The sequence below is a fragment of the Azospira sp. APE16 genome (genome assembly GCF_047901315.1).
Classification (GTDB): domain Bacteria; phylum Pseudomonadota; class Gammaproteobacteria; order Burkholderiales; family Rhodocyclaceae; genus Azospira; species Azospira oryzae.
The window spans coordinates 319384-343341 of sequence record NZ_CP179682.1 but is presented as its reverse complement, the minus strand read 5'-3'; the positions used below and the strand labels follow the sequence as shown (position 1 = coordinate 343341).

The window sequence follows — 23958 nt, the reverse complement described above, 5'->3', positions numbered from 1 at the left end:
GCCTGACCGGCAATAGACACGGGCCTCCTGGCGACGGCATGCCGCCGATGCCCGTCCCGCCTACCTCCCAGGCCATCCCCCAAAAATCTCCATCAAGCCGCCGCCCATGAGTTCCCTCGCCTGCCCCGCCCTCCTCGTCGCCGCCCCCGCCTCCGGCCAGGGCAAGACCACCGTGGTCGCCGCCCTGGCCCGGCTCCACGCGCGCCAGGGGCGCCGGGTCAAGGTCTTCAAGTGCGGCCCGGACTTCCTCGATCCCCAGATCCACCAGGTGGCCAGCGGCCAGCCCTGCGACAACATCGACTTCCGCATGGGCGGCGAGGCCGACGCCCGCTGGCGCCTGGCCCGGGCCGCGGCGGAGAACGACCTGATCCTGGTGGAAGGGGTGATGGGCCTCAACGACGGCGAACCCTCCGCCGCCGCCCTGGCCCGCCTGCTGGGCCTGCCCATCCTGCTGGTGCTGGACGCCTCCGCCATGGCCGGCAGCTTCGGCGCCGTCGCCTTCGGCCTCAAGCACTACCGGGAGGAACAGGGCCGGGGCGCCCCCATCGGCGCGGTGCTGGCCAACCGGGTCGGCAGCGCCTACCACGCCCAACTGTGCCGCGACACCCTGGATGAAGCCGACATCGCCTGGTACGGCCACCTGCCCCGGGACAACGACGCCGCCATGCCGGAGCGCCACCTGGGCCTGCTCCCCGCCGCCGAGATCGAGGACCTGAAGCAGCGCCTGGACGCCATGGCCGACGCCCTCGCCGCCACTGCCGCCGCCCAGTTGCCGCCGCCGGTACACTTCGCCCCGGCCCCGCCGCCGGCCCTGCCCCGCCTGCTGGCAGGCAAGACCGTGGCAGTGGCTCGGGACGCGGCCTTCTGCTTCGCCTATCCGGCCAACCTGGAATGCCTGGAAAATCTGGGGGCCCGCCTCGTCCATTTCTCGCCCCTGGCCGACGCCGCCCTGCCCCCCTGCGACGCCGTGTGGCTGCCCGGCGGCTATCCGGAACTGCACGGCGCCGCCATCGCCGCCAACCGCTCCATGGCCGCCGCCCTGCAGGCCCACACGGCCGCCGGCAAGCCCCTGCTGGCCGAATGCGGCGGCATGATGAGCCTGTTCGAAACCCTGGTCTCGGTGACGGGGGAAAGCACGGCCGGCTTCGGTCTGCTGCCCGGCGAAAGCCGCATGCAGAAGAAGCTGGCCGCCCTGGGCCTGATGGCCGCCGAACTGCCGGAAGGCCGCCTGCCCGGCCACAGCTTCCACTACTCCACCAGCAGCACGCCCCTGGAACCCCTGGTACGGGCGCTCAAGCTCACCGGCAACACGCCGGGGGAGCCCATCTACCGGGTCGGCCGCCTCACCGCCTCCTACGTGCATTTCTACTTCCCCGCCAACCCGGAGGCGGTGGCCCGCCTGCTGGGGGCCTGAGAGCCCCATGCTGGTCCGTCTGCTGCGACACCTCCTAGGCCGACAGCGGCCAACCCTGCCGGCCAGCCCAGAGGAACGGGCCCGGCGACTGATCGCCGCCATCGACTCCGGCGGCATTCCCCTCAACCCCATCGCCCTCAACCGGCTGGCCCGGGAACTGGGTCTGGAAGTCTCCCGCCAGGCCCGACCGGAAGATACGGTGGCCCGCATCCGCGCCCTGGTGGCCCGGCTTTAGCCCGGCGCCCGAGTCTGGCATCATTGCCCCCATGAAAAATCTGCCCTTCAGCTTCATCGTCATGGAGTTTCTCGGCCTGCTCTGCCTGGTGCCCGCCGTGGCCAGCCTGGCCGGATTCGGCGCCCTCCTGCATCCCATCCTGGCCGACAGCGGCGCCGGCATCGCCGCCCTGGTGACGGCCGTCTCTCTCATCATTTCGGGCTTCTTTCCCTTCGTCCTGCGTCGCCTCATGGTTCAGGAAGAGGAGCAGGACGCCGCCAACCACCGCGGCGGCTGAACCCTGAGGCCTAGGCGGCCCCTGCGGCGGCCGCCTCCAGGGGCAGGCTGACGCGGAAGGTGGAACCCTGGCCCGGGGCGCTGCGCACTTCAATGCGGCCGCCGTGCTTCTTGACCACGATGTCGTAGGAGAGGGAAAGGCCCAGGCCCGTGCCCTTGCCCACCGGCTTGGTGGTGAAGAAGGGCTCGAAAATGCGCTTCTGCACTTCCGGCGTCATGCCCTTGCCGGTGTCCTGCACCTCCATCCACACCCCGTTTTCTTCCCGGCCCGAGCGCACGGTGATGGTGCCGTGCTCAGGAATGGCGTGGGCCGCGTTCACCAGCAGGTTCATGAACACCTGGTTGATCTGGGCCGGCATGCACTGCACCAGGGGAATGTCGCCGTACTCCCGCACCACCTCGGCCTTGTACTTGAGCTCGTTCCACACCACGTTGAGGGTGCTTTCCATGCCCTTGTTGAGGTCCGCCGTCTGCAGCTCGGCCTCGTCCACGTGGGAGAAATCCTTGAGGTCCTTGACGATCTTGGTGACCCGGGCCAGGCCCTCGTCGGACTCGGCCAGCAGGGCCGGCAGGTCGCTCTTCAGGTAGGCCAGGTCCGCCTCCTCCCGCACCTGCTGCAGGGCGGCGAAGGCCGGGCCGCTGTCCGGCAGGTGCTGCTCGTAGGTGTCGATGACCTTGAACAGCAGGGCGATGTCCTGCTTCAGGCTGCCCAGGTTGGAATGGACGAAGCCCACCGGATTGTTGATCTCGTGGGCCACCCCGGCCGCCAGCTGGCCGATGGCCGCCATTTTTTCCGACTGCAGCAATTGCTGCTGGGTGCTTTCCACCTTCTGCAGCAGCCGCGCCAGTTCGGCCTGCTCCGCCGCCAGGCGGACGTTGGCCGCCGACAGTTCCCGGGTGCGCTCCTCCACCTTGGCTTCCAGCTGCTGGTTCATGGCCGCCAGGTCCCTGTTCTGCTGGGACACCAGGTGGTAGAGGCGGCCCAGGGCGTCGAGCAGGGCGCTGGTGCTGTCGGCCACTTCGCCGCTCTCGGCGGCGAAGGCCGCGGCGGCGGACTGGCCGGCCTGGACCCGGGACATCTGACGCGCCATGACCTGGTCCTCGCCCAGGATGTGCACCGTCAGCCAGGCGGCGAGAAAGCCGTGCACCGTCTCCGCCGGCTGGCTGAGGGAGGAACGGGCCTGCCACATGGACAGCAGCTGCTCGACGAACTGGCGGTGGTGCTGCACGTGGAGGTCCTGGTGGCGGATGTCCAGGCCCAGCTCCGTCATCAGCCGCTCTTCGTCGGCGAAATGCAGGTGGGCGTAGTCGGCCAGCTGCTTGAAAATCTGCTGCAGGGCCTCGTCGGTGCCCTCGCCCTCGGCCAGCAAAAGGTCGCCGACCCGGTTGACGATATCCACCAGATGCCGGTGCTGGGCATCCACGCTGGGGATGCCGGTGACGAAACGCTCATCCCAGACAAAAGCTTCCATGACGCTCCCTGATCCTAGGACACGATTGCATGCCGGTAGGGTACAGCGCCGGCCGCCGCCCTGCCACCCGGCAACACCCTAGTTCCCCGGCGGGGCGAAGCCGCAGGGTCAAATCTTCATCTCACTTCATGGCCGAAGGCAGGCGCAGCACCGAGCCGGCCACGGCAAACTCGCCCCAGCCCCGGTGGTGCAGGGTGCGGGGACGCTTGCGCGGTTCGGCCCAGGCGGCCACCACTTCGAGCACGAACAGGTTGTAGCGCGCCACCCAGCCCCGGTCGTGCACCACGCACTCCAGGCTGGCATAGCACTCGTCGATGAGGGGAGCGCCGACCCGGGAGGCGGGACTCGACGTCAGGCCGGTGAGGCGGAACTTGTCGCGGCGGCGCCCGTGGCTGTTGCCGCAGGCCACCACCTGGGGCGCCAGGTCGGCGGTGGGAATGTTGAGCACGCACTCGCCGTTGGCCTCGAGCCAGGCGAAGCTGTCGTCCCGGCCGCTGACCAGGACGCCCACCAAGGGCGGCTCGAACTCCATCATCATGTGCCAGGAGAGGGTCATCACATTGGGCCGCCCACCCCGGGGATCGGCGGTGGTGAGCAGCAGCACCGGGCCGGGTTCCAGCAGGCGGTAGGCTTCGGCGAGGGGAACGGACTGTTTTTTCATGGCGGGCTCCGGCGGGCAGAACCCTTCCATCATAGCCAGCCCGGCGGCAAAGGGCTCAGTAGAACCAGGAAATGCCCGCCGTCAGCCGCCGCGCGTCGGTGTCGCCGCCGCTGCCACCGATGGCCACGTCCGCCAGCAGGCCCTTGCCCACCACCCGGGCGACGCCCAGCAGCCAGTGGTCGATGCGTTCCCCCAGGGGGCTGCGCACGAAGCGCGCCTCCGCCGCCAGGCCCCAGCCGTGCAGGGGGCCGGCGTCCCACAGGCGGAACCAGTTCACGCCCCACTCGCGCCCCTGGTGGGGCTCGCCGGGACGCCGTCGGTCCTGGGAATAGCCGCTGCCGAAGGTGCCCAGGTCCGTGTCCAGGTTGAGGCTGAAGCCCCGGGTGTGGCTGTGGTGCTCCTGGTCATGCAGGCGGTTGGCGCCGGCGAAGGCGGCCACGTGGAGCCCGTTCCAGGCCGGCAGGGCGTATTTGAGCAGCACCTCCCGGGAGGCGGCGCGGGAGCCGCTGCCGTCGTCGAAGAGAGTGCGGGAACTGCCCTCCAGACCGACCACGGCGCTGAAGCCGGCGCCCAGGCCGAAGGTGGCTTCCAAGGGCGTCACCGTGCGCCGCCGGGTGCCCCGCTCGGGCCGCAGCTCCCGGTCCACGCCGGCGGTGAGATGGCCTTCGCCCCACTCCACCCGGTCTGCCGGCTCGATGCCGAAGGCGCGGAAATGGAAGTCCGTCTCGGAATCCATTTCCGCCTCGGCCCGGGCGCCCCAGGCCAGGAACAGGGAGCACAGCAGCAGGAGCATGCGCATGGCGGCGACCTACCGGGCCGGACGGCGGTGGCGGGCCGTCTCCAGGTGTTCGCAGAGGCGGGCCGCCCCTTCCAGGATGCGCGGCGTGTGGCGCTGGATCAGCTCGGGCGGGACGAAGAAGAGGTTGTCCCGGACCACGGCGGTGATCTGCTTCCAGCGCTTCCAGTCGTCCAGCCACTCGGGCCGGGAATCGCCCATGCCGCTGGCGATGATGGCTTCCGGATTGGCGGCCAGCACCGCTTCCTCGCTCACCTTGGGCGCCATCTGCTCCACCTGGCCGAAGACGTTGCTGCCGCCGCACAGGCTGATGACGTCGGAAATGATCTGCTGGCGGCCGACGGACATCAGGGGCTGTTTCCAGATCTGGTAGAAGGTGGGCACCCTGGGCTGCCCGGAATACTGCTTGCGGATTTCCGCCAGCCGCGCGCGGAAGCGGGCGGCGGCGCCGTTGGCGACGGCACTGGTGCCGGCCAGCTGGCCGAACTTCTCCAGCTGCTCGGCCACGTCCTCGATGCGGTTGGGCTGGGAGATGAAGACCGGGATGCCCAGGCTGCGCAGCTTGGCCACGTGGCCGGGGGCGTTGCCGCTTTCCCAGGCGATGATGAGGTCGGGACGCAGGGCCGCCACCGCTTCCAGGTCCAGGCGGGAGTAACCGCCGACCCGGGCGATTTTCTTCGCCGCCTCCGGATAGTCGCTGTAGTCCACGGTGCCCACCACCTGCCCGCCGGCGCCGGCGGCGAAGAGATTCTCCGTGATGTGGGGCGCCAGGCTGACGATGCGCCGGGCCGGGGCCGGCAGCCGCAGGGTCGCCCCCGTGTCGTCCTTGAGCACGATGTCGGCCGCCTGGGCGGCGCCGCCGCAGAGGGCCAGGGATAGCAGCAGCACGGCTTTCATAGATCCTTCCTCAGTTCGTTGAGGGCGCCTTCCAGGCGGCACCATTCGTCGTCGCTACCGGGCAGGCCGAAGCGCAGGCTGGAGGAGCCGTCCACTTCCAGGAACAGGCGCACCAGGATGCCGCGGCGGGCCAGTTCGTCGTACACCCAGTCGGCCCGGGGATGGGGCAGCCAGCGGAAGAGGCCGGTGCCGGTGCTGGCCCCCAGGCTGTCCTGCAGCAGGGTTTCCAGGCGCTCGGCGGCCACCTGCAATTCCTGGCGCATGTCGGCCTGCCAGGCCCGGTCTTCCAGGGCACAGCGGGCCACCCAGCGGGCCGGGCCGGCCACCGGCCAGGGGCCCAGGGTGTCGGCCAGGGCCTCCAGCAGTTCGGGCCGACCGATGGCAAAGCCGACCCGGGCCCCGGCCAGGCCGAAGAACTTGCCCAGGGAACGCAGCACGATGATGTTGGGCGCCGCCTTGGTGCCGGCTAGGTCGGCCAGGGAATCCCGGGGATCGGCGTCGGCAAAGGCCTCGTCCACCACCAGCAGGCCGCCCCGCTTGGCCAGAGCCCGGGCGGCGGCGCGCAGGCGACGGGCGGTGATGCGCTCGCCGGTGGGGTTGTTGGGGTTCACCACCACCACCACGTTGTGCTCCTTGGCCACCTCTTCCAGCCGGGGCGGGGCGAAGGGGGTGACGGCCCATTCGGCCTTGACCCAGGCGGCGGCGTGTTCGGCGTAGGACGGAGCCAGCACCGCCGCCCGGCCCGGTGGCAGCAGCTTGGGCAGGGTCTGGATGGCAGCCTGGGAGCCGGCCAGGGCCAGCACGTGCTTGGCCCCGTAGTAATTGCGGGCGGCCACCTCCAGGCCGTCCTCCTCTTCCGGCAGGCGCTGCCAGGCACCGATGGGAATGCCGGGAATGGGATAGGCCCAGGGGTTGATGCCGGTGGACAGATCGAGCCAGTCCGCCAGGGGAATGCCCCACTGCCGGGCTGCCTGGCGCAGGCGACCGCCGTGTTCAAGCATGGAAGACCTTTCCGAGAAGGAACTGCACCAGGGCGATGAGGGGCAGCAGGGCAACGATGGCTGCCAGCCACAGGACCAGGCCGCGTTGCACCAGATGGCTGGCCCGGTCGATGTCGAAGGCGGCGGCAGGGCGGCCTTCGCCCAAAGGCGGGCGCTGTTCCTCCCGGCCGTGGTAGATGGCGGCACCGCCCAGGAGGACGCCGAGGGAGCCGGCGCCGGCGGCCATCACCGGGCCGGCGTTGGGGCTTTCCCAGGTGGGGGCCTGGGCTTTCCAGCAGGCCAGGGCCTGGCGGGTGTTGCCGAGCCAGGCGTAGGTCAGGGCGGTGAGGCGGGCGGCGGGCCAGTTGAGCAGGTCGTCGAGGCGGGCGGCGGCCCAGCCGAAGTGCAGGAAGCGCTCGTTCTTGTAGCCCCACATGGCATCCAGGGTGTTGGCCAGGCGGAACAACAAAGCGCCGGGACCGCCCAGCAGGGCGAACCAGAAGAGGGTGCCGAAGACGGCGTCGTTGCCGTTCTCCAGCACCGATTCGACGCAGGCCTTGGCCACCCCGGATTCGTCCAGGGCGGTGGTATCGCGGCTGACCATGTAGCCCACCTTCTGGCGCGCCGTGGCCAGGTCGCCGCCGGCCAGGGGCACGGCCACGGCGTCGGCGTGTTCCTTCAGGCTGCGGGCGCCGAGGGCGAAGTAGAGCAGGCCGGCGTCGGCCAGGATGCCGAGCCAGGGCGTGGCGCTGGCCCAGGCGGCGAGCAGCACCGGCGGCAGCACGGCGAAGCTCCAGGCGAGCAGGCCGAAGATGCGCAGGGCGGAGCGGGAGGCAACGGCGGGCGGCGGCCGCAGGGCTTTTTCCAGCAGGTTGGCCAGGGCGCCGAAGGCCACCAGGGGATGGCCGCGACGCGGCTCCCCCAGCAGCCGGTCGAGACCGACGCCGAGAAGGGCGGCTAAGGGCAGGGCAAGCCAGCTGGGCATGGGATAATCCGTGGTTTCAATCAGACCCCGGGCGGGGGCCGCACAGAGCGGCCGGCCGACCGGGCAACAGTGCCGGCGCTTTTGCATCGTCCTGGCACGAAAGAGCGGATTTTAAATGAATAAGCCCACCCTCATGGTCCAGGGTTGCACCTCGGACGCGGGAAAGAGCACCGTGGTGGCGGCCCTGTGCCGTCTGCTGCACCGGCGCGGCGTGCGCGTGGCGCCCTTCAAGTCCCAGAACATGGCCTTGAATTCCGCCGTCACCGTGGACGGCGGCGAGATCGGCCGGGCCCAGGCCCTGCAGGCCCTGGCGGCCGGCCTGGAGCCCCATACCGACTTCAATCCGGTACTCCTGAAACCCAATACCGACACCGGCGCCCAGGTCATCATCCACGGCCAGGCGGTGGCCGACCTCAACGCCCGGGACTACCACGAGTACAAGCCCCGGGCCATGGCGGCGGTGCTGCAATCCTACGGCCGCCTCTGCGACCAATACGAGGCGGTGCTGGTGGAAGGGGCCGGCAGCCCGGCGGAGATCAACCTGCGGGACCGGGACATCGCCAACATGGGCTTCGCCGAGGCGGTGGACTGCCCGGTGGTGCTGGTGGCCGACATCGACCGGGGCGGCGTCTTCGCCCATCTGGTGGGCACCCTGGCGCTCCTCTCGGAGAGCGAACAGCAGCGCACCGTGGGCTTTCTCATCAACCGCTTCCGCGGCGACATCAGCCTGCTGCAGCCGGGACTGGACTGGCTGGAGGCCCGCACCGGCAAACCCGTTCTGGGGGTCCTGCCCTACCTGCACGGCCTGTACCTGGACGCGGAGGATGCCGTGGCGCGCACCAGCCTGGATGCGGGTCCCAGCCAGGGCCGCCGTCTCAGGGCCGTGGCGCCTGTCTATCCGCGCACCTCCAACCACAACGACCTGGACCCCCTGCGCCTGCATCCGGAAGTGGATTTCCGCTTCATCGGCCCCAACGAGGCGCCGCCCCAGGACGTGGACCTGATCGTCCTGCCCGGCTCCAAGAGCGTCCAGGCCGACCTGGCCTGGCTGCGCCAGCATGGCTGGGACACTGCCCTGCGCCGCCACCTGCGCTACGGCGGCAAGGTCATCGGCATCTGCGGCGGCCTGCAGATGCTGGGCCGCCGCCTGCACGACCCCCTCGGCCTGGAAGGCGCCCCCGGCTCCGCCGACGGCCTCGGCCTGCTGGACCTGGAAACCACCCTGGCGGCGGAAAAGCAGCTGCGCAACGTGAGCGGCCGGCTGTGCCTGCCCGGGGACGCGGCCCTGGCCGGCTACGAAATCCATATGGGCGTCAGCCACGGCCCGGCCCTGGAGCGGCCCGCCGCCATCTTCGCCGACGGCCGCCCCGACGGCGCCCTGTCGGCGGACGGGCAGATCCTCGCCACCTACTGCCACGGCCTCTTCGACCAGCCCGAGGCCCTCGCCGCCCTGTTGGCCTGGGCCGGTGCCGACACGGGCTTCGCCCCGGCGCAGACGGTGGACCCGGTGGCCCGGCGCGAGGCGGACCTCAACCGCCTGGCCGACGCCACCGCTGCCGCCATCGACTGGGACAAGTGGCGCGCCGCCCTGCCCGGCCAGCCCTGGTAGCGCTGACGGGGTGGCTGCCGGCAGCGGCCGCCACCCCGTCAGCGGCGACGTTCCCGGCAGCGATTTTTCGCGCTTTTGCCGTCCGCCTCCCGAGGCAAAAATGCTGTGCCGCAACAAGCAGTTGTGGATAACCGCTCTTTGCGTCCATTGGGAAAAACCCGCATACTTCCGCTCTTTTATTTTTCACAGCAAGCCCGGGAGCCCGCGCGGCTCCCCAGGAGTTAAGTCATGGAAAAGGATCTGCGCGAAGCAGCGCTCGAATATCACCGCCTGCCGACCCCCGGCAAGATCGCCGTTCGCCCCACCAAGGGTCTGACCAACCAGCGGGACCTGGCCCTGGCCTACTCCCCCGGCGTGGCTTACGCCTGTGAGGAAATCGTCGCCAACCCCAACGCCGTGGACGAAATGACTTCCCGCGGCAACCTGGTGGGCGTGGTCACCAACGGCACCGCCGTGCTGGGCCTGGGCAACATCGGCCCCCTCGCCGCCAAGCCGGTGATGGAAGGCAAGGGCTGCCTGTTCAAGAAATTCGCCGGCATCGACGTTTTCGACATCGAAATCTCCGAGAACGACCCGGACAAGCTGATCGACATGATCGCCGCCCTGGAACCCACCCTGGGTGGTGTGAACCTGGAGGACATCAAGGCCCCCGAATGCTTCTACATTGAAGAGAAGCTGAAGGAACGCATGTCCATCCCCGTCTTCCACGACGACCAGCACGGCACCGCCATCATCTCCGCCGCCGCCATGCTCAACGGCCTCAAGGTCATCGGCAAGGACATCGCCAGCGTCAAGGTGGTCTGCTCCGGCGCCGGCGCCGCCGCCATCTCCTGCCTCAACCTGTGGTGCGAGCTGGGCATCAAGCGCGAGAACGTCACCGTCTGCGACTCCAAGGGTGTCATCTACGTCGGCCGCGACGCCAAGATGGAAGCTACCAAGGCCCGCTACGCCCAGGAAACCAGCGCCCGCACCCTGGCCGACGCCATCGTCGGCGCCGACATCTTCCTCGGCCTCTCCGCCGCCGGCGTGCTGAAGCCCGAGATGGTCAAGCAGATGGCCAAGGACCCGCTGATCTTCGCCCTGGCCAACCCGACCCCGGAAATCATGCCGGAACTGGCCAAGGAAGTCCGTCCCGACGCCATCATCGCCACCGGCCGCTCCGACTACGCCAACCAGGTCAATAACGTCCTCTGCTTCCCCTTCATCTTCCGCGGCGCCCTGGACGTGGGTGCCAAGCGCATCACCGAGGAAATGAAGCTGGCCTGCGTCAAGGCCATCGCCGCCCTGGCCCAGGAAGAAGTCAGCGACGAAGTGGCCATGGCCTACCAGGGCCAGCAGCTGACCTTCGGCCCCGAGTACCTGATTCCCAAGCCCTTCGATCCCCGCCTCATCTCCATCATCGCCCCGGCCGTGGCCCGGGCCGCCATGGAATCCGGCGTCGCCACCCGTCCCATCGTGGACATGGACGCCTACCGGGACAAGCTGAAGGAATTCAACACCCACACCGGCGTCGGCATGCGCGCCGTCTTCTCCGCCGCCAAGCAGGGCGAAGCCAGCCGCGTCATCTACGCCGAAGGCGAGGACGAGCGCGTCCTGCGCGCCATCCAGGTGATCCTGGAAGAGCGCCTGGCCAAGCCCATCCTGGTGGGCCGCCCGGAAGTGATCGAAGCCCGGCTGCAGAAGATCGGCTCCAAGCTCAAGGCCGGCGAGCACTTCGAAGTGGTGAACCCCAACTACGACGAGCGCTACAAGGAATGCTGGAGCGCCTACCACCAGCTGATGAAGCGTCGCGGCGTCACCATCGACATCGCCAAGATGCGCCTGCGCTCCGACAACACCATCATCGGCGCCATGCTGGTCAAGCTCGGCTACGCCGACGCCCTGATCTGCGGCATGAGCGGTCGCTTCGCCCACCACCTGCGCCAGGTGGAAGAGGTGATCGGCAAGGCCGCCGGCCACAACACCCTGGCCGCCATGAACCACCTGCTGCTGCCCAACCGGGCCCTGTTCCTCTGCGACACCCACGTCAATGAGAACCCGGACGCCCAGCAGCTGGCCGACATCGCCGTGATGGCCGCCGAGACCGTGCGCAGCTTCGGCATCACCCCCAAGGTGGCCCTGCTCTCCCACTCCAACTTCGGCTCCTCCCAGTCCGCCTCCGCCCGCAAGATGTCCGAAGCCGCCGACATCGCCCGGGCCAAGGCCCCGGACCTGGAGATCGACGGCGAAATGCACGGCGACTCCGCCCTGTCCGAGGAAATCCGCCTGCAGTCCGATCCGGAATCCCCCCTCAAGGGCGAGGCCAACGTGCTGGTGATGCCCAACCTGGACGCCGCCAACATCTCCTACAACCTGCTGAAGATGACCGGCGGCGAAGGCGTCACCATCGGCCCCATCCTCATGGGTGTGGCCAAGCCGGTGCACGTGCTGACCGCCACCGCCACCGTGCGCCGCCTGGTGAACATGACGGCCCTGGCCGTGGTGGATGCAAAGAAGCAGCGCTGAGTCGCAACGGCCGGGCTAGCCCCGGCCAAAAAGAAAAGCCCCGCCGGCCGCAAGGCCCCGGGGCTTTTTTCTTGCCGCCCGGCACCGCCTGTAGCGGCCCTGGCGACCAGGAAGGCGGACTCGCCTACTGGATGATGAAGTTGGTGAACAACACTTCCTTGACGCCGCTCTTGGGCGTCTCGTCGAGGAGTTTGTTGAGGACGTCGCGGATGCTTTCCGCCAGGACCTTCTTGCCCTCCAGGGTCAGCAGCTGTTCCGGCTGCTCGGAGGAGAGCAGGATGATGAGCTTGTGCTGCACCTTGGGACGGATGGCCTTGAGAGTCCCATCCACCTCGGCGTGGGCCACTTCGAACACCATGTCCACCTGCAGGATGCGGCCGCTGCCGGCGAGATTGACGACGAAACGCAGGGGCTCCGCCGCCACCCCGCCGCCGCCTTCATTGGCAAAGGCCGGCGCCGCCAGGAAGGCGAACAGGCACAACAGGACAGAGCAACTCCGCGCAATCATCTTCATGACTTCCCCTGGAGAGAAAACCTGCACCGGCTCAAGACAAAAAAATAGCCCCGGACGGGGCGCGCTGCGGACGCCTTGGCGCCACCGGAAAGGATGGTGCCCATGGGCAGGATTGAACTGCCGACCTCTCCCTTACCAAGGGAGTGCTCTGCCACTGAGCTACATGGGCCACACATTCGGGCCGCCAGCGAGAAAACGGCAGCCCTGCAAAATAAAACGGCCCCCTAGCGGAGGCCGTTTTACCTGAATCTGGTGGGTTGTGAGTGGCTCGAACACTCGACCTACGGATTAAGAGTCCGCTGCTCTACCAACTGAGCTAACAACCCGAATGAGGGGCGCATTATAGCCGCCCTACTTCCGTTTGTACACCTCTTTTTTCCAGAGGCTGGTGGGTCGGGCGAGATTCGAACTCGCGACCAACGGATTAAAAGTCCGCTGCTCTACCGACTGAGCTACCGACCCGCAAAAACGGAGCGCGAATTATAGGTGGCACCCCCGGGCCTGTCAAACCCGGGATTGATGCGGGTGGGCGGGCTATTCGTTGAGCATGCGCCGGTACTGCAGGCGCAGGGCCAGCCAGGCGCCGGCAATGATGGACAGGGTGGTGATGAGGCTGCCCAGGGCCAGGGTGGAGATGCCGGAGAGGCCCTGACCCACGGTGCAGCCGAGGGCGGTGACGCCGCCGAAGCCCATGAGGACGGCGCCGATGAGGTGGCTGGCCGTGTCTTCCGCATCGCGGAAGCCTTCCCAGCGGAAGCTGTGGCGGGACAGGGCCACCAGGGCGGAACCGGCGACGACGCCGAGCACCGTGGCGATGCCCAGGGTCAGCTTGCGGCTGGCGTCGCTCCAGGTGGCGAATAGTTCCAGGGCGTAGGCCGGCGGGGCGACGAAGGTGAGGGACTCCATGCGGCCGCTGTTGGTGCCGAGAAAGGCCGGCTGCAGGGTGTCGGGATGTTCGGCGACGAAGGCCAGATGGCCGCTGAGGAACCAGCCGCCCACCACGGCGGCGCCGATGGCCAGACCGCCGAGGATGTACTCGGCCTGGCGGAAGTCGGCGCGCAGCAGAGGCGCCGCCAGCAGCAGGCCGCCGACACTGCCGGCCACCAGGGCCGACGCCGTGGCCGGCGGCAGGCCCAGGAGAGGCTGCAGCAGCCGGGGCAGGTCCTGGCCCGGGGCGGACAGATCCACGGCCAGGACATCCAGCAGGCCGACCCGCAGCAGGGCCGGCAGTCCCTTAAGGGTGGCCAGGGCGGTGAGGCCCATGACCAGGAACACCACCAGGGATTTGAGATTGCCGCCCCCCAGGCGCACCAGGGTCTTGGCGCCGCAGCCCGAGGCCAGCACCATGCCGATACCGAACAGCAGGCCGCCCATCAGGTGGGACGCCCACAGCAGGCGGGGGGCGGTGTAGATGGAATTGGCCACGTCGATGAGGCCCGCCAGCTGCAGGCCGGCAGTACCCAGCACCGCCGTGCCCATGGCCAGCAGCCACATGCCCATGCGGTTCCAGTCCCCCATGTTCACGATGTCGGACACCGCGCCCATGGTGCAGAAGCAGGTGCGCTGGGCGACGGCGCCAAAGAGGCCGCCGAGGCCGGCGGCCAGCCACAGCAGGGGCGGCAGATCGGGCAGGCTATCCATCAGGCGCTACGGTAGGGCGTGGGATCGGCCAGGCCGGCGGCGCGGAAGCCTTCGGCCCGCAGGCGGCAGGAATCGCAGACGCCGCAGGCCCGGCCCTCGTCGTCGGCCTGGTAGCAGGAGACGGTGATGCCGTAATCGACACCGAGGGCGGTGCCGCGCTGGACGATCTGGGCCTTGGTGAGGTCGATCAGGGGCGCATGCACATGCAGCTCGGCCCCTTCCACCCCGGCCTTGGTGGCCAGATTGGCCATGCGTTCGAAGGCGGCGATGAATTCGGGGCGGCAGTCCGGGTAGCCGGAATAATCCACGGCGTTCACGCCGACGAATATGTCCTTGGCCCCCAGCACCTCGGCCCAGGCCAGGGCGAAGGAGAGCATGACGGTGTTGCGGGCCGGCACATAGGTGACGGGGATGCCGCCGGCCTGGACGCCCTCGACGGGCACGGCAATGGAACTGTCGGTGAGGGCGGAGCCGCCGAACTGGCCGATATCCAGGCGCACCACGCGGTGCTCCTTGGCGCCGAGGGCAGCCGCCACCCGGGCGGCGGCCTGCAGCTCGGCCTTGTGACGCTGGCCGTAGTCGAAGGACAGGCAGTAGGGGGCAAAGCCTTCGCTCTTGGCGATGGCCAGGCAGGTGGCGGAGTCCAGGCCGCCGGAAAGCAGGACGATGGCAGGGCGAATGTCAGTCATAGGCGGGCAAATATACCGCGAGCGGGGGCCGGTATAAAGGCTGGCCCCCGGTCCGGCCGGGCTGGTGCCAAGTGCAACAAGAAGCGCCCCGGGGCTGTCGCGAAACCGACAGGAAGACGCCCCACGACGCCGCCACGGCCCTGACGAGGCAGCAAAAACAAGCACTTTGGGGCAGTGCCGGGCACTGGCACCAAACCTGCTACTTAAGGCTCACAAAAGAAAAATTGTAGGAGAGCCGACATGAGCGCATTGCAACAGAAGGTGGCCAGTGTCCTGGAAGAGCCGGGTTGCGCCACCAACCAGGCCAAGGGCGAGAAGGAACGCAAGGCGGGCTGCAAGAAGCAGCTCACGCCGGGCGCCGCTGCCGGCGGCTGTGCCTTCGACGGGGCCAAGATCGCCCTGCAGCCCATCGTGGACGTGGCCCATCTGGTGCACGGCCCCATCGCCTGCGAAGGCAATTCCTGGGATTCGCGCCATACCCTCTCCTCCGGCTCCCATATCTACCGCACCGGCTTCACCACCGACATGAACGAGATGGACGTGGTGTACGGCGGCGAGAAGAAGCTCTATCGGGCCATCAAGGAAATCATCGACAAGTACGACCCGCCCGCCGTCTTCGTCTACCAGACCTGCCTGCCGGCCATGATCGGCGACGACATCGAGGCGGTGTGCAAGGCCGCCGCCGCCAAGTTCGGCAAGCCGGTGATCCCGGTGAATGCCCCCGGCTTCGTCGGCAGCAAGAACCTGGGCAACAAGCTGGGCGGCGAGGCCCTGCTGGACTACGTCATCGGCACCCGGGAGCCCGAGTACACCACCCCCTGCGACATCAACCTGATCGGCGAATACAACGTGGTGGGGGAGTTGTGGCAGGTGAAGTCCCTCTTCGACGAACTGGGCATCCGCATCCTCGCCACCATCTCCGGCGACGGCCGCTACAACGACATCGCCACGGCCCACAAGGCGAGGGCGGCCATCATGCTGTGCTCCCAGGCCCTCATCAACGTGGCCCGCAAGATGGAGGAGCGCTACGGCATCCCCTTCTTCGAGGGCAGCTTCTACGGCGTCTCCGACATGTCCGACGCCCTGAGGAAGATCAGCGCCCTGCTGGTGCGCCAGGGCGGCCCGGCGGATTTGCCGGAACGGGCCGAGGCCCTCATCGCCCGGGAGGAAGCCAAGGCCTGGGCCCGGCTGGAGCCCTACAAGGCCCGGCTCAAGGGGAAACGGGTGCTGCTGTTCACCGGCGGCGTGAAGTCCTGGTCCGTGGTCTCGGCCCTGCAGGAAGTGGGCATGGAAATCGTCGGCACCTCGATGCGCAAGACCACCGCCAACGACCGGGAGAAGGTGAAGGAAATCATGGGCACCGATGCCCACATGTTCGACGAGCTGCCGCCCCGGGAGATGTACCGGATGCTCAGGGACTCCCAGGCCGACGTGATGCTCTCCGGCGGCCGCTCCCAGTTCGTGGCGCTGAAGGCCAAGACCCCCTGGGTGGAGATCAACCAGGAACGGCACCACGCCCTGGCCGGCTACGACGGCATCGTCAATTTGGTGGATGAGATCGACAAGGCCCTCTACAACCCGGTGTGGCAGCAGGTACGCCAGCCGGCCCCCTGGGAGCGGCCCGACTGGGAACAGGACCTCGAAGAATGGCAGTCCTGTAGTCAGGAAGAATGCGCAGGCGAGGTGTGCCATGGCTGAGGTCAAGCACAGCAGGAAGGCCTGCGCCGTCAATCCGCTGAAAATGAGCCAGCCCATCGGCGCCGCCCTGGCCTTCCTCGGCATGGACCAGGCCCTGCCTCTGCTGCACGGCTCCCAGGGCTGCACCGCCTTCGGCCTGGTGCTCTTCGTCAAACACTTCCGCGAGACCATTCCCCTGCAGACCACGGCCATGAACGAGGTCACCACCATCCTCGGCGGCCTGGAGAATGTGGAGCAGGCCCTGGTGAATATCCACAAGCGGGCCGCCCCGGCCCTGGTGGGCCTCATCTCCACCGGCATCACCGAGGCCAAGGGCGACGATGTGGACGGCTTCCTCCAGCTGATCCGGCAGAAGCACCCGGAACTGGCGGACATGGAGGTGGTGTTCGTCTCCACTCCGGACTTCGCCGGCGCCTTCCAGGACGGCTGGGGCAAGGCGGTGCTGCGCATGGTGGAGACCATCGCCAAACCGTCGAATGTGCGCCGCCCCTGGCAGGTGAATATCCTGCCCGGCTGCCACCTCACCCCCGGCGACATCGAGGAGGTGAAGGAGATGGTCGAAGCCTTCGGCCTCACCCCGGTGGTGCTGCCCGACCTCTCCGGCTCCATGGACGGCCACATTCCCGAGACCTTCCTGCCCACCACCCTGGGCGGCACCCGGCTCGACGAACTGCGCAGCATGGGCGAGTCGGCCTACACCCTGGTGATCGGCGAACAGGGCCGGGCGGCGGCGGCAAAGCTGAAGGACATCGCCGGCGTGCCCTACGCCGTCTTCGACCGGCTCACCGGTCTGAAGCCCTGCGACGATTTCCTGGCCCTGCTCTCCCGCATCGCCAACACCGAGGTGCCGCCCCGCTTCAAGCGCCAGCGCAGCCAGCTGCTGGACGCCATGCTGGACGGCCACTTCCACTTCGGCAAAAAGAAGGTGGCGGTGGCCGCCGAGCCGGACCTGCTGTACGCCCTCACCACCTTCCTCACGGAAATGGGGGCGGAAATCCAGGTGGCCGTCACCAGCACCGAATCCCCGCTCCTCAACCGGGTGCCGGCGGACGAAGTGCTGATCGGCGACCTGGAAGACTTCGAGCAGGGCGCCGTCGGCGCCGACCTGCTCATCACCCATGCCCACGGCCGCCAGGCGGCGGCGCGGCTGGGCATCCCCTTCTGGCGCTCCGGCCTGCCCACCTTCGACCGCCTCGGCGCGGCCCACAAGGTGAGCGTGGGCTACCGGGGTACCCGGAACCTGATTTTCGAGGTGGGCAATGTCTTCATTGAAAACCTGCACGAAGCCGTCCCCGACGATTTCCGGCCGACCGCCGAACCCGCCGCCAGCTGCGGCACCTGCTGCGCGCACGGTGCGGCGGCTGTCGCTTGTCACTGAATCAACCAAGGAAGGTGCCGCCATGAGCAAACCGCTGAAAGTCGCATTCGCCACCGAGGACCTGCAACAGGTGGACGCCCACTTCGGCTGGGCCCGCAACATCGCCATCTACGACATCACCGCCGACAGCTCGGCCCTGGCCACCGTGGTCCGCTTCGAGGGAGACCTGAAGGAGGACGGCACCGAGGACAAGCTGGGAGCCAAGCTGGAAGCCATCCAGGACTGCGCCATCGTGTACGTGGCCGCCATTGGCGGCTCGGCGGCGGCCCGGGTGGTGAACATGAAGATCCACCCGGTGAAGGTGCCCAATCCGGAACCCATCACCGCCATCATCGGCAAGCTGCAGGCCGTGCTCAAGGCCACCCCGCCGCCCTGGCTGCGCAAGGCCCTGATGAAGGATCAGGAACGCAATTTCGACGACGCCCTGGAAGAGGAAAAATCCCATGTCTGATTCAGCTGTCTGCGCAACTTTTGCCATTGCCGACTCCCCCTTCCTCTCCGAGCTGGTCAAGCAGCTGCGTTCCCAGGACAGCTACGGCCACTGGGACGGCAAGAGCGATGTGGAAGTGGTGGGTCCCTACGTGCTGGACAAGGAGGCCCGCAAGGCCATCCCCATCATCGACGACCCGGACCCGGAAGTGCTGTGGCGCCTGGAGCTGTACTACAACGCCATCGGCCTGGCCATCGAGCGCCAGAGCAAGGTGATGTGCGCCCCCATGATCAAGATGAGCCACGAGGGCTTCGGCCGCGTGGTGCTCATCGCCGGCCGCCTGGTTGTGTTCAACAAGTACCACCGGGACGTGCACCGCTTCGGCTTCGATTCCCTGGAAGCCCTGGCCGAACAGGGCGACAAGATCGTCAACGAAGCGGTGGCCATGATCGCCCGCTTTGGCGAGGTGGCGAATTACGGTTGAAAGGCTTTAGCCACAGAGGACACAGAGAGCACAGAGAAATTCCGGGCAGTAGCGGCGGCAATACGGATCGTCAAAACCCCCGGCGTTTCCGCTGCGATGTTATCCCCTCTGTGATCTCTGTGCCCTCTGTGGCAACGATTTAAGGAATCCCCCCATGAGCGACAACCCCGAAGAACTGAAGGCCCAGATCAAGAAGCTCTCGGCCCAGGCCATGACCTGGAAGATGAACCTGCACGACCTCTCGGAGGAGCTGCCGGTGAACTGGGAAAACATCATGGAAACGGCCCAGAAGACCCACGACGCCTACGCCGCCCTCACCGCGGCGCGGCAGCGCCTGGCCGAGCTGGGCTAGGAGGAATCGTGGAACGCCTGCCCGACCTGACCCGGGACGAGACCTCCTGGCGCCGCGAATGGCAACGCTACCTGCCGGCGGACTACCGGCGGCGTACCGCGGTGCCCATCCGCTTCGAGCGGGAGGCCGACCTCCAGGCTGGCGGCGTGCGGGTCATGGGCTTCGACCGCTGGGGCGAGAACTGCTTCTACCACCACGTCTATGAAGTGCCCGCCCCCATCGTGGACGACGAGGAAGGCGCCTTCCAGGAAGCCCGCTGCTACGGCCAGTCGGTGTTCGCCTGGCGCCTCGCGGGCAACTGGCTGGTGTGCACCCGAGAGCACGGCGCCGCCGGCGCCTGCCGCCCGGAGCGGCGCCACTACGCCCTGGCCGCCACCCTGCCCCGCTGAATTTTTCTACAAGGAGCCATCATGTCTGTCTTCAGCGTCACCCTGCCCTCCGGTGTGGAGTGGATTCCCAACTTCGTGCAAAGCATCGACGACGAAAAGTGCATCGGCTGCGGCCGCTGCTTCAAGACCTGCGGCCGGGACGTGCTCTCCCTCATGGCCATGGACGACGAGGGCGAGCTGATCGCCATCGACGACGGCGACGACGACGAGTACGAGAAAAAGGTCATGACCGTGGCCCACCCGGAAAACTGCGTCGGCTGCGAGGCCTGTGCCCGCAATTGTTCCAAGAAGTGCATCAGCCACGCCCCGGCCAAGGCCTGAACCCGTTCCACCCCGAGCCGCCGCCATGGACGCCGCCCACTACCTGGCCCTGATGGACCTGGGCCGTCTCGCCCGCCTGCCCCGGGCGCGGGACGACGAGTACGAGGACCTGCTGGCCCTCCTGCTCGACCATGGCAGCGGACCGGAGAGTCGGCCCCTGGCCGCCGCCGTGGCCAAGGGCTGCCTCGGCGACAACCACCTGTGGCAGGACCTGGGCCTGCCCCACCGGCAGGCCCTGTCGGACCTGCTACGGGAACACTTTCCCCGGCTTTTCGCGCGCAACACGGGCAATATGCGCTGGAAGAAGTTCTTCTACCTGCAACTGTGCGAACAGGCCGAGATCCGCGCCTGCCGCGCTCCCTCCTGCGGCGTCTGCGCCCATCTGGCCGAGTGCTTCGGCAACGAGGACGGGCCGGCCCTAGGCACCCTCTCCGTGAGCGCCCACCTCTAGGGCAGGGGCCCCGCTGTCAGGAGTTGCACCGGCAGCCCAGGCCGCCAGTTCCCCGGCCACCCGGGCCACCACCTCGTCCCAGTCGCCCCGCCGCTCCTGGCGGAACAGGCGCATCACCCCCGGATACCAGGGCGAGTCCTGGCGCCCATCAAGCCAGCGCCAGTCGGTCTTGTAGCGGGGCAGCAGCAGCCAGCAGGGCACGCCCAGGGCCGCCGCCAGATGGGCCACCGCCGTATCCACCGCAATCACCAGATCCAGGTTGGCGATGAGGGCCGCCGCGTTGGCGAAGTCCGTCAGCTCCGAGCCCAAGGCGGCGATGCGCATGCCGGCCGGGGGCCACAGGGCCTCTTCCTCCGCCTCGCCCTTCTGCAGGCTGACCAGGGCGATGCCGGGCACCGCCGCCAGGGGCGCCAGGGTCCACAGCCCGGGCAGGGAGCGCTCGGCGTCGTTCTCGAAGCGGGGATTGCCGCGCCAGGCCAGCCCCACCCGCAGGCCTGCCGCCGGCAGGCGCCGCCGCCAGACCTGGCGTTCAGGGGCTCCGGCCTGCAGATAGGGCAGGGCGGCGGGAATGCTGTCCACCCGGGTGGCGAAATGGCGGGGCAGGCTCATCAGGGGCACCCAGGCATCCCAGTCGCCCCGGGCGGCAGGCAGGTCGGCCAGGGAAATGACCCGTTCCACCCCCGGCAGGGCAGCGAAGAGGCGCACCAGGGCTGGCTGGCAGACCAGGCTGAGACGGGCGCCCCGGGCCTCAAGCAGGGGCAGGTAGCGGCAGAACTGGATCATGTCGCCGTGGCCGGCCTCGCAAAGCACCAGCAGGTGGCGCCCCGCCGGCGCCTCGCCGCGCCAGCGCGGGCAATGGGTGTGGGCCGCCAGTTCCCGGTACCAGGGCCGGGCCTCGAAGCACTCCCAGCCCGCCTCGTAGCGCCCCTGGCGCAGCAGCAGGTAGGCCAGGTTGATGTGGGCCGACGGCCGGTCCGGCTCCAGGCTGAGGGCCTTCAGCAGGCAGCGCTCACCCTGGGCGAAATCCTCCAGGCAGATGCAGGCTGCCCCCAGATTGACCCAGGCCGCCGCCGATTCGGGCTGCAGGGAGAGGGTCTGCAGGCACACCGGCAGGGCCTCCTCGGCCCGCCCCCGGGACAGCAGCAGGCCGCCCAGGTTGAGCCACACCGGCCCCAGGCCGGGATCTTCCGCCAGGGCGCGGCGGTAGGCTGCCTCGGCCTCCGCCCAGGCGCCCCGTTCCTCCAGCACGTAACCCAGGTTGGCCCGGGCCCGGGTCAGCTGGGGCGCCAGGACCAGGGCCTGGCGCAGGTGCGCTTCCGCCTGCTGCCCCTGCCCCGCTTCCAGACAGGCGATGCCCTGGTGGTAGAGGCGTTCCGCCCGGGCGGCTGCGCTGGCGGAGATGGGGGGCAAAGTCATGGCAGCGGCGGCGGACCCTGACGGCGGGCGCCGTAAGTATGGCGATGCGGCGAATTTAGGGGCGCTCCCCGTTAAGTAGCTGACGGCCTCGGTAAAAGAATGTAAAGCCGCAAAAACAAAGGCCCGCCGGAGAGGCGGGCCTTGCTGCGGCGGGACCGGCGCTGCCGGTGCCTATACGACTCAGACCTTCTTCAGGAAGCAGGCCTTGAGCATGAAATTGCCCTGGTCCAGCTTGCAGTCCACCTCGTGGTCGCCGCCACTCACCAGACGGATGCTCTTCACCTTGGAGCCCTGCTTGAGGACGATGGAGGAACCCTTGACCTTTAGGTCCTTGATCAGCACCACGGCGTCGCCGTCGTTGAGCACGGTGCCGTTGGCGTCCTTGATCACGGCGTCGGCTTCCTCTTCCGCCGCCGCACCGGCCTGGGGCCATTCAAAACCGCAATCGGCGCAGACGTAGTTGTCGCCGTCCGGGTAGGTGTTTTCCAGGGTGCATTGGGGGCAGGCGGGCAGGTTGGACATGGGGTTCTCCAGTTAACAGGGACGGGATTTTAACCGATCGCCGCTCTCCCCCGCCCAATCACCGGCATGCAGAAGGAACTCCGGCCTCCCGGCATCCGCCATCCGTACTATGATCCAGACAGTGCCGGCATCGCGCCGGCACCCTCATTCAAGGAGCAAACATATGGGCAGCAAGGACAAGAAGAAGGAATCCAAGGGCAAGAAGCCCCAACCCAAACCGGCAACCTGCCGCGCCTGATCCGGCGCACCCGGAGCAAATTTTCCCCAAAGGGGAAGCGGCCAGCACTCCTCGCCGCAGGAGTCGATGCCGCAAAATAGAAAAGCCGCCCACGGGCGGCTTTTTCCTTTCCTGCTGGCCGAAAAACTCAGGCCGGCACGCCCAGCACCACGTGGCTGGCCTTGATCAGGGCGGTGGCCGGGCTGCCTTCCTTGAGGCCCAGTTCGGTCACCGCCTCGTTGGTGACCACGGCGTGCACCTGGGTGCCGCCGGCCAGGGCCAGCACCACATCGGTGTTGATGGCACCCCGGGAAATTTTCTGCACCGTGCCCTTGAGCTGGTTGCGGGCGGAGAACCTCACCTCGCCGTCGTCGGCCATGAGGATGACCCAGGGCGCCTTGACCAGGGCGAAGGCTTCCTTGCCCAGGGCCAGGCCCAGTTCCCTGACGCTGGCCTGGGTGACGATGGCGACCAGCCGGTCGCCGCCATCGGTGGTGATTTCGACCTCGGTATTGATGGCGCCGGCCGTGAGGGCGCTCACCTTGCCGGAAAAGACGTTACGGGCGCTGGTCTTCATGCTGAACTCCTTTTTGATCCGGGTTATTTTCAATTGCGCTATTTACTACATAATATCGCGCATGGTTCTTGCGTGATGAAACGCAGTCTAGGTCGTTCCGTTAGATAAGTTCAACCATAGCGCTGCAAATCCCTGAGGTGGTGCATCAATGATCGCCCGCGCACCAGAATGGCTATGTAGTTTTGTATATTTCGTGACAAGAAAGAGGCTGTGATGTCCCAAAATCAACAGAAGCTGGTGGGCAAGCTGGCCCTGGAAACCGAGTTCGGTCCCTTTCTCGGCGACACCCGCATCCGCCTGCTGGAGGCCATCGACACCCACGGTTCCATTTCCCAGGCGGCCAAGGCAGTGCCCCTGTCCTACAAGGCGGCCTGGGATGCGGTGGATGCCATGAACAACCTGGCCGACGAGGCCCTGGTGGTGCGCAGCACCGGCGGCCGCCACGGCGGCGGCACCCTGCTGACGGACTACGGACGCAAGATCATCGCCCTCTACCGGGCCGTGGAGCAGGAATACCAGGGCGCCCTGGACCGCCTCGCCGGCCATATGGCAGAAATCAGCGAGGGCGACGTGCGCCAGTTCCAGTCCCTGCTGCGCCGCCTCTCGGTGCGCACCAGCGCCCGCAACCAGTTCGTCGGCAAGATTGTCGGCCTGCGCGACGGCGGCGTGGATTTCGAGGTGCGCATCGCCCTGGACGATTCCACCGAGCTGGTGGCCATCATCACCAGGGAATCCTCGGAGAACCTGGAACTGGCCCTGGGCAAGGAGATCTGCGCCCTGGTCAAAGCCTCCTCCCTGATGCTGCTGACCGAGGGCGCCGGCCGCATCACCGCCCGCAACCAGCTGTGGGGCGAGATCAGCCACATCCACGACGGCCCGGTGAATGCCGAGGTCACCCTGACCCTGCCCGGCGGCAAGACCCTCACCGCCGTGGTCACCCACGGCAGCATCGAGTCCCTGGAACTGGCGCCGGGCAAGAAGGCCTGCGCCTTCTTCAAGGCCTCCAGCGTGATCCTCGCCGCCACCGCCTGATTCCCGCTTTTCCCAAT

Annotated in this window: 26 protein-coding genes and 3 tRNA genes; 14 read left to right on the top strand and 15 right to left on the bottom strand. The window is 68.1% G+C overall.

The annotated features are described in order from the left end of the window. Positions 1-106: 106 nt before the first annotated feature. From ACLSSQ_RS01770 to ACLSSQ_RS01760, 3 genes are read left to right on the top strand one after another with little or no spacing between them, the layout of a single operon-like run. Positions 107-1414, top strand: coding sequence for a cobyrinate a,c-diamide synthase (locus ACLSSQ_RS01770; protein ID WP_416243625.1), 1308 nt, complete (start codon positions 107-109; stop codon positions 1412-1414). 7 nt (positions 1415-1421) lie between these two features. Then, entirely contained in the window at positions 1422-1649 is a 228-nt protein-coding gene (locus tag ACLSSQ_RS01765; RefSeq protein WP_416243624.1) for a hypothetical protein, read from the top strand. A 31-nt stretch (positions 1650-1680) separates the two neighbouring features. Further along, positions 1681-1926, top strand: coding sequence for a hypothetical protein (locus ACLSSQ_RS01760; protein WP_014235649.1), 246 nt, complete (start codon positions 1681-1683; stop codon positions 1924-1926). Between the two features lie 10 nt (positions 1927-1936). Here the strand turns inward: ACLSSQ_RS01760 and ACLSSQ_RS01755 are convergent, their stop codons facing one another. From ACLSSQ_RS01755 to cbiB, 6 genes are all read right to left on the bottom strand, one after another. Then, entirely contained in the window at positions 1937-3397 is a 1461-nt protein-coding gene (locus ACLSSQ_RS01755) for an ATP-binding protein (protein ID WP_416243623.1), read from the bottom strand. 121 nt (positions 3398-3518) lie between these two features. Continuing rightward, positions 3519-4058 (bottom strand): flavin reductase family protein, encoded by a 540-nt coding sequence (locus ACLSSQ_RS01750; RefSeq protein WP_416243622.1) that lies wholly within the window; start codon positions 4056-4058, stop codon positions 3519-3521. Positions 4059-4113: 55 nt separating this feature from the next. Then, positions 4114-4857 (bottom strand): hypothetical protein, encoded by a 744-nt coding sequence (locus ACLSSQ_RS01745; RefSeq protein ID WP_152090352.1) that lies wholly within the window; start codon positions 4855-4857, stop codon positions 4114-4116. Positions 4858-4866: 9 nt separating this feature from the next. Further along, positions 4867-5751: a cobalamin-binding protein gene (locus ACLSSQ_RS01740; protein WP_152090351.1), complete on the bottom strand. Its 885-nt coding sequence runs from the start codon at positions 5749-5751 to the stop codon at positions 4867-4869. Next, positions 5748-6752, bottom strand: coding sequence for a threonine-phosphate decarboxylase CobD (cobD, locus tag ACLSSQ_RS01735; protein WP_152090350.1), 1005 nt, complete (start codon positions 6750-6752; stop codon positions 5748-5750). Before cobD ends, ACLSSQ_RS01740 begins: the two co-directional genes overlap by 4 nt. Next, entirely contained in the window at positions 6745-7716 is a 972-nt protein-coding gene (gene cbiB / locus ACLSSQ_RS01730; protein WP_152090349.1) for an adenosylcobinamide-phosphate synthase CbiB, read from the bottom strand. Before cbiB ends, cobD begins: the two co-directional genes overlap by 8 nt. A 115-nt stretch (positions 7717-7831) precedes the next feature. Here cbiB and ACLSSQ_RS01725 point away from each other — a divergent pair, with 115 nt between their 5' ends. Then, positions 7832-9325, top strand: coding sequence for a cobyric acid synthase (locus ACLSSQ_RS01725; RefSeq protein ID WP_416243621.1), 1494 nt, complete (start codon positions 7832-7834; stop codon positions 9323-9325). Between the two features lie 228 nt (positions 9326-9553). Then, a complete protein-coding gene (locus ACLSSQ_RS01720) occupies positions 9554-11830 on the top strand; it encodes an NADP-dependent malic enzyme (RefSeq protein WP_205229697.1) in 2277 nt (758 codons plus the stop codon). Between the two features lie 124 nt (positions 11831-11954). Here ACLSSQ_RS01720 and ACLSSQ_RS01715 read toward each other — a convergent pair whose 3' ends face one another. The 6 genes from ACLSSQ_RS01715 to queC all read right to left on the bottom strand — a co-directional run bounded on the left by ACLSSQ_RS01715 (position 11955) and on the right by queC (position 14674). Continuing rightward, the gene (locus ACLSSQ_RS01715; RefSeq protein WP_416243620.1) at positions 11955-12344 is read right to left on the bottom strand and encodes a flagellar basal body-associated FliL family protein; all 390 of its coding nucleotides are present in this window, start codon (positions 12342-12344) and stop codon (positions 11955-11957) included. A 94-nt stretch (positions 12345-12438) separates the two neighbouring features. Further along, a tRNA-Thr gene (locus tag ACLSSQ_RS01710) sits at positions 12439-12513 on the bottom strand. Positions 12514-12594: 81 nt separating this feature from the next. Then, a tRNA-Lys gene (locus ACLSSQ_RS01705) sits at positions 12595-12670 on the bottom strand. 60 nt (positions 12671-12730) lie between these two features. Next, positions 12731-12806, bottom strand: a tRNA-Lys gene (locus ACLSSQ_RS01700). 72 nt (positions 12807-12878) lie between these two features. After that, positions 12879-13985, bottom strand: coding sequence for a YeeE/YedE family protein (locus ACLSSQ_RS01695; RefSeq protein ID WP_416243619.1), 1107 nt, complete (start codon positions 13983-13985; stop codon positions 12879-12881). Beyond that, positions 13985-14674 (bottom strand): 7-cyano-7-deazaguanine synthase QueC, encoded by a 690-nt coding sequence (queC, locus tag ACLSSQ_RS01690; RefSeq protein WP_130459795.1) that lies wholly within the window; start codon positions 14672-14674, stop codon positions 13985-13987. Before queC ends, ACLSSQ_RS01695 begins: the two co-directional genes overlap by 1 nt. Before the next feature lie 240 nt (positions 14675-14914). On the opposite strand from queC, the gene nifE reads away from it, so the two are divergent. The 8 genes from nifE (at position 14915) to ACLSSQ_RS01650 (ending at position 20177) form a co-directional block, all read left to right on the top strand. Continuing rightward, the gene (gene nifE / locus ACLSSQ_RS01685) at positions 14915-16372 is read left to right on the top strand and encodes a nitrogenase iron-molybdenum cofactor biosynthesis protein NifE (RefSeq protein WP_416243618.1); all 1458 of its coding nucleotides are present in this window, start codon (positions 14915-14917) and stop codon (positions 16370-16372) included. Next, on the top strand, positions 16365-17750 hold the full coding sequence (gene nifN, locus ACLSSQ_RS01680) for a nitrogenase iron-molybdenum cofactor biosynthesis protein NifN (protein ID WP_416243617.1): 1386 nt from the start codon (positions 16365-16367) through the stop codon (positions 17748-17750). Before nifE ends, nifN begins: the two co-directional genes overlap by 8 nt. A gap of 22 nt (positions 17751-17772) precedes the next feature. Further along, the gene (gene nifX, locus ACLSSQ_RS01675; RefSeq protein ID WP_416243616.1) at positions 17773-18201 is read left to right on the top strand and encodes a nitrogen fixation protein NifX; all 429 of its coding nucleotides are present in this window, start codon (positions 17773-17775) and stop codon (positions 18199-18201) included. Then, a complete protein-coding gene (locus ACLSSQ_RS01670; protein WP_416243615.1) occupies positions 18194-18664 on the top strand; it encodes a NifX-associated nitrogen fixation protein in 471 nt (156 codons plus the stop codon). Before nifX ends, ACLSSQ_RS01670 begins: the two co-directional genes overlap by 8 nt. Before the next feature lie 154 nt (positions 18665-18818). Further along, positions 18819-19016 (top strand): CCE_0567 family metalloprotein, encoded by a 198-nt coding sequence (locus tag ACLSSQ_RS01665; RefSeq protein WP_014235665.1) that lies wholly within the window; start codon positions 18819-18821, stop codon positions 19014-19016. Positions 19017-19024: 8 nt separating this feature from the next. Then, positions 19025-19405: a hypothetical protein gene (locus ACLSSQ_RS01660; protein ID WP_014235666.1), complete on the top strand. Its 381-nt coding sequence runs from the start codon at positions 19025-19027 to the stop codon at positions 19403-19405. Positions 19406-19426: 21 nt separating this feature from the next. Next, positions 19427-19726, top strand: a complete 300-nt coding sequence (fdxB, locus tag ACLSSQ_RS01655; protein ID WP_014235667.1) for a ferredoxin III, nif-specific — start codon at positions 19427-19429, stop codon at positions 19724-19726. Positions 19727-19751: 25 nt separating this feature from the next. Next, positions 19752-20177 carry a nitrogen fixation protein NifQ gene (locus ACLSSQ_RS01650; protein ID WP_130459793.1) on the top strand — a complete coding sequence of 142 codons (426 nt, stop codon included), beginning with the start codon at positions 19752-19754 and terminating at the stop codon, positions 20175-20177. On the opposite strand, the gene ACLSSQ_RS01645 is transcribed toward ACLSSQ_RS01650, so the two are convergent. The 3 genes from ACLSSQ_RS01645 to ACLSSQ_RS01635 all read right to left on the bottom strand — a co-directional run bounded on the left by ACLSSQ_RS01645 (position 20145) and on the right by ACLSSQ_RS01635 (position 22909). Next, positions 20145-21593 carry a tetratricopeptide repeat protein gene (locus ACLSSQ_RS01645; RefSeq protein WP_416243614.1) on the bottom strand — a complete coding sequence of 483 codons (1449 nt, stop codon included), beginning with the start codon at positions 21591-21593 and terminating at the stop codon, positions 20145-20147. The two genes, ACLSSQ_RS01650 and ACLSSQ_RS01645, sit on opposite strands and share 33 nt — an antisense overlap. A 180-nt stretch (positions 21594-21773) precedes the next feature. After that, complete coding sequence (locus ACLSSQ_RS01640) at positions 21774-22115, bottom strand: zinc ribbon domain-containing protein YjdM (RefSeq protein ID WP_014235670.1); 342 nt, start codon at positions 22113-22115, stop codon at positions 21774-21776. Positions 22116-22480: 365 nt separating this feature from the next. Next, the gene (locus ACLSSQ_RS01635; protein WP_130459791.1) at positions 22481-22909 is read right to left on the bottom strand and encodes a TOBE domain-containing protein; all 429 of its coding nucleotides are present in this window, start codon (positions 22907-22909) and stop codon (positions 22481-22483) included. Between the two features lie 213 nt (positions 22910-23122). On the opposite strand from ACLSSQ_RS01635, the gene ACLSSQ_RS01630 reads away from it, so the two are divergent. Beyond that, entirely contained in the window at positions 23123-23941 is an 819-nt protein-coding gene (locus tag ACLSSQ_RS01630; RefSeq protein WP_416243613.1) for a TOBE domain-containing protein, read from the top strand. Positions 23942-23958 lie beyond the last annotated feature (17 nt).

Coding starts and splice junctions, on each gene's coding strand:
- ACLSSQ_RS01770 (WP_416243625.1), top strand. CDS start 107: ATGAGTTCCCTCGCCTGCCCCGCCCTCCTCGTCGCCGCCCCCGCCTCC.
- ACLSSQ_RS01765 (WP_416243624.1), top strand. CDS start 1,422: ATGCTGGTCCGTCTGCTGCGACACCTCCTAGGCCGACAGCGGCCAACC.
- ACLSSQ_RS01760 (WP_014235649.1), top strand. CDS start 1,681: ATGAAAAATCTGCCCTTCAGCTTCATCGTCATGGAGTTTCTCGGCCTG.
- ACLSSQ_RS01755 (WP_416243623.1), bottom strand. CDS start 3,397: ATGGAAGCTTTTGTCTGGGATGAGCGTTTCGTCACCGGCATCCCCAGC.
- ACLSSQ_RS01750 (WP_416243622.1), bottom strand. CDS start 4,058: ATGAAAAAACAGTCCGTTCCCCTCGCCGAAGCCTACCGCCTGCTGGAA.
- ACLSSQ_RS01745 (WP_152090352.1), bottom strand. CDS start 4,857: ATGCGCATGCTCCTGCTGCTGTGCTCCCTGTTCCTGGCCTGGGGCGCC.
- ACLSSQ_RS01740 (WP_152090351.1), bottom strand. CDS start 5,751: ATGAAAGCCGTGCTGCTGCTATCCCTGGCCCTCTGCGGCGGCGCCGCC.
- cobD (WP_152090350.1), bottom strand. CDS start 6,752: ATGCTTGAACACGGCGGTCGCCTGCGCCAGGCAGCCCGGCAGTGGGGC.
- cbiB (WP_152090349.1), bottom strand. CDS start 7,716: ATGCCCAGCTGGCTTGCCCTGCCCTTAGCCGCCCTTCTCGGCGTCGGT.
- ACLSSQ_RS01725 (WP_416243621.1), top strand. CDS start 7,832: ATGAATAAGCCCACCCTCATGGTCCAGGGTTGCACCTCGGACGCGGGA.
- ACLSSQ_RS01720 (WP_205229697.1), top strand. CDS start 9,554: ATGGAAAAGGATCTGCGCGAAGCAGCGCTCGAATATCACCGCCTGCCG.
- ACLSSQ_RS01715 (WP_416243620.1), bottom strand. CDS start 12,344: ATGAAGATGATTGCGCGGAGTTGCTCTGTCCTGTTGTGCCTGTTCGCC.
- ACLSSQ_RS01695 (WP_416243619.1), bottom strand. CDS start 13,985: ATGGATAGCCTGCCCGATCTGCCGCCCCTGCTGTGGCTGGCCGCCGGC.
- queC (WP_130459795.1), bottom strand. CDS start 14,674: ATGACTGACATTCGCCCTGCCATCGTCCTGCTTTCCGGCGGCCTGGAC.
- nifE (WP_416243618.1), top strand. CDS start 14,915: ATGAGCGCATTGCAACAGAAGGTGGCCAGTGTCCTGGAAGAGCCGGGT.
- nifN (WP_416243617.1), top strand. CDS start 16,365: ATGGCTGAGGTCAAGCACAGCAGGAAGGCCTGCGCCGTCAATCCGCTG.
- nifX (WP_416243616.1), top strand. CDS start 17,773: ATGAGCAAACCGCTGAAAGTCGCATTCGCCACCGAGGACCTGCAACAG.
- ACLSSQ_RS01670 (WP_416243615.1), top strand. CDS start 18,194: ATGTCTGATTCAGCTGTCTGCGCAACTTTTGCCATTGCCGACTCCCCC.
- ACLSSQ_RS01665 (WP_014235665.1), top strand. CDS start 18,819: ATGAGCGACAACCCCGAAGAACTGAAGGCCCAGATCAAGAAGCTCTCG.
- fdxB (WP_014235667.1), top strand. CDS start 19,427: ATGTCTGTCTTCAGCGTCACCCTGCCCTCCGGTGTGGAGTGGATTCCC.
- ACLSSQ_RS01650 (WP_130459793.1), top strand. CDS start 19,752: ATGGACGCCGCCCACTACCTGGCCCTGATGGACCTGGGCCGTCTCGCC.
- ACLSSQ_RS01645 (WP_416243614.1), bottom strand. CDS start 21,593: ATGACTTTGCCCCCCATCTCCGCCAGCGCAGCCGCCCGGGCGGAACGC.
- ACLSSQ_RS01640 (WP_014235670.1), bottom strand. CDS start 22,115: ATGTCCAACCTGCCCGCCTGCCCCCAATGCACCCTGGAAAACACCTAC.
- ACLSSQ_RS01635 (WP_130459791.1), bottom strand. CDS start 22,909: ATGAAGACCAGCGCCCGTAACGTCTTTTCCGGCAAGGTGAGCGCCCTC.
- ACLSSQ_RS01630 (WP_416243613.1), top strand. CDS start 23,123: ATGTCCCAAAATCAACAGAAGCTGGTGGGCAAGCTGGCCCTGGAAACC.